The organism is Roseburia sp. OF03-24 (assembly GCF_003463035.1).
In the GTDB taxonomy this organism is placed as follows: Bacteria; Bacillota; Clostridia; order Lachnospirales; family Lachnospiraceae; genus Roseburia; species Roseburia rectibacter.
Genome location: NZ_QSCK01000059.1, coordinates 1 through 7942, shown reverse-complemented (window position 1 = coordinate 7942; position 7942 = coordinate 1). Strand labels below are relative to the sequence as shown.

Sequence of the window (7942 nt, the reverse complement as noted above, 5' to 3'; positions counted from 1 at the left end):
CCTTCGCTGATAGGCGCAAAATCAACTCCCTTCATGTCCTCTGCTCCAAGGACTATCTGCTCTGCATAATACATATCCATTGCCTTATTGATGGCATCGTCAAGCGACTCTGCCTTTACTTTCTGTACTCGTGAAAGCACTTCTTTTATCTCAACATCAAATTCCTGTTCCATATGATATCGCCTCCTGTAAAAATCTCATCACCGGCACTTTTCTTCCTTTACCTGTCTTTCCTTAAAGCCCTCATCGTACTTTCCATCTTCCAGCCTGTCGTAAAAACAGTCCTCTTCAATCGTTCCGAAATCCTCATACATCTGGTGAAGGAAATCATTCTGCAGTTTCTTTGGCACATCATCATCCTTTGACATATCCTGATAAAAATAGAACTTCTGCTTTAGCTTTGCCCTGTAATCATAGATATCCTCTATCTTTTCCGGTGTGCCATACTCCCTCTTGTATGCCTTGAAATTCGTGGTTGAGAGTGTGGAACCGAGATAAATGCCATGCTCCCACGATACTCCGATTGTGGTATTGTCCTTTGTAGGCTTCTCATCCTTCGGATAACGCTTATACTCTGTCGCACCAAGGGCGATTGTAAGAGAACCTGACTTCATATCCATCACCACGAGATTCCTTGGTGATAATGCTTCAAGCACCATGTAATCATGGTCATTGAAGTTATGAAATGTCTGTCCCCTTTCAAATGATCTGTCCACACTTTCATAATGCAGGTTAAAATCATCCACCCAGCCCTTATCGGTCATTCCAATCTCCTTAAGCTTTGCAACACATTCAGAAGAACTGGCTTCTTTATCAAACCGAAATTCTTTGGAATCGTTATAAAGTCCCTGAAGAAAGTGCCCCAGCTGAATATCATCCAGACAGAATCTCGCAGATGCAGTTACATTTGCTGCCCTGTAATACTCTGCGAAGTTATCTGCTTCACCAAGTGTTCTTCCAAGCTGCAACAAATTGTCTGCAAGCTCTGACATGTCATCAACTGCTATAAAACTCTTATAATCATCCAGAGTCATCAGCATATTTGTCTCTGTTCCCCTGTCGTTTTCTGTTACCAGTATCATATCTTTTAAATCCATTCTTACCTCCAGTCTCAGAGAGGGACTATGCCCTCTCTGCAAATTTCCTGTTATGGTCTTCCTATCACAACAATCTTTCCTGTGCTTGCCACATCCCTGTAGACCACACCAAGACTTTCATTAAGTGCCTCTACCACTTTGCCATTTCCGACATATACTGCCACATGGCTGATGTTCTTATATCTTCCATTGCTTGTAAAACTATAAAAGATTAGGTCTCCCGGCTGTAACTCATCAAAGGAGACTGTCTTTCCGGCTTCATCCAGTCCCTGTGCCTCCGCTGCCGCTGTGGTTGCCCCACCGTAACTAATATCCACGCCTGCATCCTTCCATGAATAATAGGCTAAGGAACTGCAGTCATAATAGTTACCGCTGTCTCTTAAATCCTGACTATAAGGAAAACCAACTCTGTGTAGTGCATAGGAGCAGACTGTTTTCTGCTTGCTGTCTGTAATTTCGTTTAGGATGGCATTGATTTCATCCTCAGTCATGGAGCTTACTCCCGGACTTCCGCCTCCGCCGCCACTTCCGCTTCCAGCATATCCAAGCTGTCCCATAAACTCCGGACTCATGATCTGCTCAAGCATTTCCACCTGATCAGAATTAAATCCATAGACCGAAATCATATCCCGATAAGATTTCAGCGTGACATTCACATACAAAACTGACTTCGTGGAAGTAGTTACATTGCCATCTGCATCTGTTTCTTCCACATCTTTCGTTCCTGTACTTGTAGTGTATGAACACATATCATTTACAACTGCCTGCAGCCAGCCTTTTGAAGTATCATTCATGACTGTTGCAGTATCTCCGACACCATGCTTGACCATATAGACTGCCATGATGTCATAGTAATTGCTTGGGTTTTCTTCCATACCTTCATAATCCACATATACAAGCTCTCCAAGGTCATATCCGGTATGCTCATTCACTTTCGTATTCACATCCCCGTTAAACTCCTGCACATAAGCACTCGTTACTGTCTGCACGGTATCTCCTGATTCAAGTGGTGGCAGGAATAAAGCAAATGGAGAATTGTAAAGGATTGCTATCACCGCTATAACCGGCACCGCAATCATGGCAACTACAAGAACAAGTAATAAAAGCACCAATCCGATAATCGGTGCAGCTGCCTTTACCCAGGTAATCGCTTTTCGCACAATCAGATCCTTTACCAGCTTTGCCACGCTGTCCGTCTGATTCTCCTGTGCTCTCATCTTATCCAGAAAGAACTTTATCTTCCTGCTCCGGTTGGTCATCTTTTCATCCTTGACCTCTATGGACACACCTGCAGCATATCCGGCTGCCATGCCGATTGCCGTGCCAACTCCCGGTGCAACCGCTGTTCCTGCCGCCGTAGCAGCTGCCTTTGTCGCAGTTTTTGTTGCAACCTTAGCAGTAGTCTTTGCTGTTTCTTTTGCCGTCTCTTTAGCTACAGTCTTGGCAGTATCTTTGGCAGCTTTCTTTGCTGTCCTTTTTGCCAGCTTCTTTCCTGCCTCTACCTTCTTGATACGCTTTCTTGCCTCGGCTGCCGCCTTTTTCCTGAAAAGTGCTGCACCCTTGGAAGCAGTTCCGGTAACAGGTCGGCTTGATTCATATGCAAGATATGCTGCCTGCGATACCTCATGCCCGCCCTCCACCTGCTCCGTTACTGCCCCAGCTGCAAGTGCTCCTGTTCTTCCTGCAATGTGAAGATTGGTGTTCTTGGTCTTGATGGAAGTTCCTGACTCTCTGATGTTACGCTTAAACCTAGAAAGACCTTTATCCTTAGCCTCCGATTGATGAATGGTACTCTTTCTATAAGTACGCTTTCCACCAGCACTTTTCTGAAGCATTAATTTTGCAGATGCTTTTTTATCCATTTCATTGGCTTTAGCATCATGCACTTTCGGACCTCTCTCTACTGTATAGATGTTGCTGCCTTTAATCTTGGCACCCTTTGGCTCGTGGGCATGAATCTTGGCTTTCTCCTTGGTGTGAATGACCATCGGTTTGTCATCAACCTTTCTAATTTTCAATTTTCTCACCTCCTACTTTGAAAAATAAAATAAGCCGCTAGGGAGCAAAAATTACTCCTTAACGGCTATGTAAAATCATTCAATATTCAATTATTAAAAGCAACATGAAACTGGAATTTGCGGGTTCTTTACATAGATAAAATTTCAATTTTCAAAGCTATCCCCATTGAGAGAATAAACTAAAATTTATTCCACTATCCCACTCCAATTGTTTACAATAATATCTGCGTTACTTTCAAGGTCCGTAGCACCGTCCAATTCAATTTTTACACACGACATATTTGTCATCCATTCTTTCTGTTCTCTCATATTTGGTGATCCATCTTCTTCATAACTTCGATTATCTTTCAAAAATTTCATATGGGATTCATACATATCTCCACCTTCAAGTACTCTTCTTCCAAATCGCTCTATTGCTCTTTTATGAACTCGTTGTATTCGAATATCTGGTTCAACATAAAGAAATACCATCATTTTAAACATATCATCAAATGCATAATGAAAGGAACTCATCGAACCAGCCATAACAAAATGTTCATATGGAGCAATATCAGTGTTCAGTCTGCTAATCTTTTCTTCCCTCGTATACATTTGTGTATATGGACTATCTGTATTCTGTTTCCAAATATAATCATCCACATCAAAATATAGATATCCCAGTTTCTGTGCAACTATTTTTCCAAGTGTTGTCTTTCCACTTCCAGATGGACCAATTATCATAATTCCAGTTGACATATTTACACCTCACTAAATAGCAATAAAGATTTATTATTGTTCTGAAAATCGGAATTTATTACTTATTCATTTCATCAACTAAGCTTGCTGCTTTTACCGTCATTTCCACCCATCCAGGCACAAAACCACTGCGCAATGCATTTTTTACCGATTTAAGATTTGACCACGCACAGCAGTAAAATGGTACTTTGCCTCTTTCAATTATTTCAATTGCAAGATTACTTGTTAGTGATGAAGCAATTCCCATTCTTCGATATTCAGGCAAAACATCGACACCTATCTGCCACATATTATCACAATCCGCTGAACACGCTGCGAGACCTACAAGCTTCTCACCATCATATGCTCCAACTCCCAGAACATCTAACTCTTTTCTATCTGCACACAATGCATTCCCCCACATTGGAAGATACAAATCTGCAAAATCTTTTTGTTCTAACACTTTAAGGACATAATTGCACTCTAATCTTTTCAATCGTTCCATATCCGGCAAAAAATACTCTGCCATAAAACATACTCTATATCCTTTTTCTTTCATCCGTTCATCAAGCCAGTGCATGTTAGGCGTCTCAAAACAATGATAAAATTCAAACTTACTCAGATATGTTTCAACTATTTCTTTAAATTCATCTTTCACAGATGCAACTACATTGCTTCCATAAGACACAAAATTACAAGCGATAGGTTCTTTATAATATTTTCTTGCCAAAGGTCCAACTCCAGATTTAACAAATACATTTGTATCCTGAAGGAAGTCAGAAACCTTTGCATTTGTGTCATATGCAGATTGCTGCATTGCTATATCCATTATTTCTTTATTCGTCATAACTTACTTCCTTTTTTATTCTTTATCCAATACTAAATTATAAATTGTTATCATTCACTAAATATGAATTTACCAATCCGACAAATTCAAATTTTCTTTTCCCTAATAATTACAAATATTCCTTGGAAATTGCTTCCACACCATACATTTCCATAAATGCATCCAGGTCCGCTGCATCCCCAATCAACATATTCTCGTCAAAGTGTACGATATGCATATCTTAAAATCCAGCCACATGTTCTCCGGTACAAATGATACATTTTAGAACTGCTTCCTTATTTATTTTTCATATCGAATCTTATATGCTTTTTTCTTTAAAATAGGGAATATCTACTTTATTATCATTAAGGTCGGACATTCATCCGACCTCTTGATTATACTATAGATTCTATAAAAATTCATCTGTTATCACTGCAGCATTGCTTCTTTTTTCTTCTGTTCCGCAATCTTCTCATGAATGTTGGTATTATACAGCCTGTACAAATCCGTATCCTTACTAATCTGATTATCAAACGGAATCACCACCGAGCCACACTTGATAAGTCCCATTCCCGATGCAGTATTGGTTACAAATCTAAGCTGTGCCTCTGATACTCCGATAACCTCTGCCATCTTGGAACTGTCTGTATTCGCCTGCTTTAAAAGTGCCACAAACTCTGAGTTTGCAAGCATTGTGGTTGCTGTGTAATTCTGCAACAGATCGACGACATTCTGCGTGATACCGGTACAAAGACCTCCCTGTTTTCTCACTTTCTTCCAGAGCTGCTGCAAATATTTTGCAGAATACTCGGAATTAAGTAAGACATGGAACTCATCAATATAGAGCCATGTTGCCTTGCCTCTCTTGCCATTCTCAACAATCCTGTTCTGAATAGACTCCATCATGACAAGCATTGTGATAGGACTAAGCTCCGTACCTAAGTCCCTGATGCCATATACTGTGAATCTGTTATCCACATCCACATTTGTCTGATGATTGAAGATATTAAGTGAACCATTTACGAAAAGCTCCAAAGACAATGCAATGTCCTTTGCCTCATCCTCCGGCTGTGCCATAAGGATATCGTAAAAATCACTCATCACCGGGATATACTTCTCTTTGCTCCTTGCAATGTCGATATACAGCTTTCTCACACAACGATCAATGATTGACTTCTGTCTTGAATTTAAGCTGTCCCCGATACACTGCTCACAAAGTCCAAGCATAAACTCGCCCTTTTCTCTAACCATTCCTTTGGAATCATTCGGATCAAGGCTCCATACATCCATCTCCAGCGGATTCACATAGTTATCCGTGTAAGTGGACATATTTACCACTGTTCCACCATAGGTCTCAGCAATATCAAAGTATTCGTTCATTGGATCTATGACGATTATTTCATCATCTCCCGACAAGAATACGCTGCCCATTTCCATCTTGCAGAAGAAGGATTTACCGGAACCCGGCACACCAAATACAAAGCCATTTCCATTAATGAGCTTCTTTCTGTTGCCGATATTCACATTCTTACTGATCTGGTTAATACCATAATAGTTTCCGGTGCTGTCATTAAGCTCCTGCACATTGAATGGCATAAGCACCGCAAGTGACTGGGTAAGTAGGGTACGCATTGTCTCCACCTGTCTTACTCCAATCGGAAGTGCTGTGTTGAGTGCTTCCCTCTGCTTTAAGTAGTGTGTATCAATCGTGCAACTGTTACGTTTTCCGATAGTCTCTACTGTCTCACATACACTCTCAAGCTCCTTCTTGCTCTCTGCCATAAGAATAATGGTTACTCCCACGAAGAAAAGGCACTGGTCATTCTCACGGACATCATCCATGATTTCCTCAATCTCCTTTTTCTCCGTTCTCTTGGCATATGAAATTTCCGTAGAAAAGTCGTTATTCTTATTACGGACTCTCTGCTGCTTAATGATATCCGACTCAATACCAAGGTATTTCTTCTGAAGCACCTTTGTAGTCAAATCCTTAGGAACAGGCACCACATCAATGCTCGTGATGGAATGAACCGGAAGGGAAGTAATCTCATTGATGAATCTGTCTGACAAACTGCTCGGATACTTTTTGATAAAAAGTGCCTTGCAGAATTTACTCTCATCCTCAAAATGGTCTGGGAAATATTTCACCATGCCATTGCACAGATCATTTCTAAAATCTGCCCCGACCTTCTTAGCCTTTTTGATATCAAAATCAAAGCTGCCCTCATCTCCAAGATGATAATAGTCATAGAGCACTTTCAGTCTCTCATTGCCATTAAGCGGCACAATCTCTGCCCCAAGCTCAATGAAAGCCTTGTGTATCGTTGCCTCAAGGGTAGCAAACTGTGCCTTTGCCTCCTCGAAATTCTTTCTCTCAATCGTGATCGTCAGGTATCTCTCCTGCTCAATCCCCTGTCTGCCCTCAATAATCTTCTCTTCAATGATGTCATTGTAAATTCTTCTGTAATTATTGAAGCCATCATTTTTCTCAGCAATCAGAACCTTGTCACGGAGTTCATCCATGTTTTTGTTCTTATTATTGATCGTAATCTTGTAATTACAGTCCAGCGAATTTAAGAACTTGCAGTATCTCTCAAATATGCCGATCTGCTCATCCTCCGTTGCTGTTGTGTAATTGATGTCCTGAAAGCGGTAGCATTTGGAATACTTATTTTTGCTCACTTCAAAAATGCCGTTTTCAGCCACCGCCATAATCTCTATGGTTTCCTGAATGGATTTAGGTGTCTTATACAAAGGCTCACTCGCCTTCTTTAATAACTTAAATCCGTCTGTAAATAAACCCATGTCTCTAACCTCGCTTTCTTATAATGAAAGCCCGCCGGGAACTTCACCCTGCGGGCTGTGTTCCCGACCTTTCGGTCAGATACTATTCGTTTCTAATGCATTGCCTTATATACTGCAATGCCTGCTACTGCCGCCACGATGACTGCGACAAGTCCAAACAGCATGTTTCTCGTCTTTTTCTTCATTGCTTCAAACTCCTCCTGCTTCTTTACAGCCGAATCAGCTGTTACAGTCTCCGGTTCAGCCTTTCTGCCTTTCTTCTTTACCTGTTCATTCTGTTCTGCTTCTAACTGCTTTATTGCAGGCTCTCCCTCTGTTGATACATAGGTAAGTGCCCTGTTACCAAACATAAAATGCAGTTTCTTTCCCATATACTCGTAGAAATTCATCCCGTTAAAGGAATAGAATCCGCCAAGAGCAATCGGTGCCACACATGGAATTGCCACATAAGCAGAACCCGTAAGACCGATATACTTGTAAAG

The 7942-nt window shown here is 41.0% G+C and carries 7 protein-coding genes; all 7 read right to left on the bottom strand.

Annotation, left to right across the window (positions count from 1 at the left end; genetic code table 11):
• Positions 1–173 (bottom strand): DpnD/PcfM family protein (locus DXA60_RS18090; protein ID WP_117922652.1); only part of this gene is annotated, 173 nt, incomplete at its 3' end.
• A gap of 27 nt (positions 174–200) precedes the next feature.
• The gene (locus DXA60_RS18085) at positions 201–1097 is read right to left on the bottom strand and encodes a hypothetical protein (protein ID WP_055307261.1); all 897 of its coding nucleotides are present in this window, start codon (positions 1095–1097) and stop codon (positions 201–203) included.
• 50 nt (positions 1098–1147) lie between these two features.
• Positions 1148–3085 carry a C40 family peptidase gene (locus DXA60_RS18080; RefSeq protein ID WP_117922653.1) on the bottom strand — a complete coding sequence of 646 codons (1938 nt, stop codon included), beginning with the start codon at positions 3083–3085 and terminating at the stop codon, positions 1148–1150.
• Positions 3086–3301: 216 nt separating this feature from the next.
• Positions 3302–3850: an AAA family ATPase gene (locus DXA60_RS18075; protein WP_015516237.1), complete on the bottom strand. Its 549-nt coding sequence runs from the start codon at positions 3848–3850 to the stop codon at positions 3302–3304.
• A 58-nt stretch (positions 3851–3908) separates the two neighbouring features.
• Positions 3909–4676: a GNAT family N-acetyltransferase gene (locus DXA60_RS18070; RefSeq protein ID WP_015516238.1), complete on the bottom strand. Its 768-nt coding sequence runs from the start codon at positions 4674–4676 to the stop codon at positions 3909–3911.
• Positions 4677–5084: 408 nt separating this feature from the next.
• Positions 5085–7460 (bottom strand): VirB4-like conjugal transfer ATPase, CD1110 family, encoded by a 2376-nt coding sequence (locus DXA60_RS18065; protein ID WP_117813352.1) that lies wholly within the window; start codon positions 7458–7460, stop codon positions 5085–5087.
• Between the two features lie 92 nt (positions 7461–7552).
• On the bottom strand, positions 7553–7942 hold a 390-nt coding region (locus DXA60_RS18060), incomplete at its 5' end, for a PrgI family protein (RefSeq protein ID WP_147345411.1).

Excerpts from the sequence above, each read along its gene's own strand:
- DXA60_RS18080 (WP_117922653.1), bottom strand. The coding sequence starts at position 3,085 with ATGGTCATTCACACCAAGGAGAAAGCCAAGATTCATGCCCACGAGCCA.
- DXA60_RS18070 (WP_015516238.1), bottom strand. The coding sequence starts at position 4,676 with ATGACGAATAAAGAAATAATGGATATAGCAATGCAGCAATCTGCATAT.
- DXA60_RS18075 (WP_015516237.1), bottom strand. The coding sequence starts at position 3,850 with ATGTCAACTGGAATTATGATAATTGGTCCATCTGGAAGTGGAAAGACA.
- DXA60_RS18065 (WP_117813352.1), bottom strand. The coding sequence starts at position 7,460 with ATGGGTTTATTTACAGACGGATTTAAGTTATTAAAGAAGGCGAGTGAG.
- DXA60_RS18085 (WP_055307261.1), bottom strand. The coding sequence starts at position 1,097 with ATGGATTTAAAAGATATGATACTGGTAACAGAAAACGACAGGGGAACA.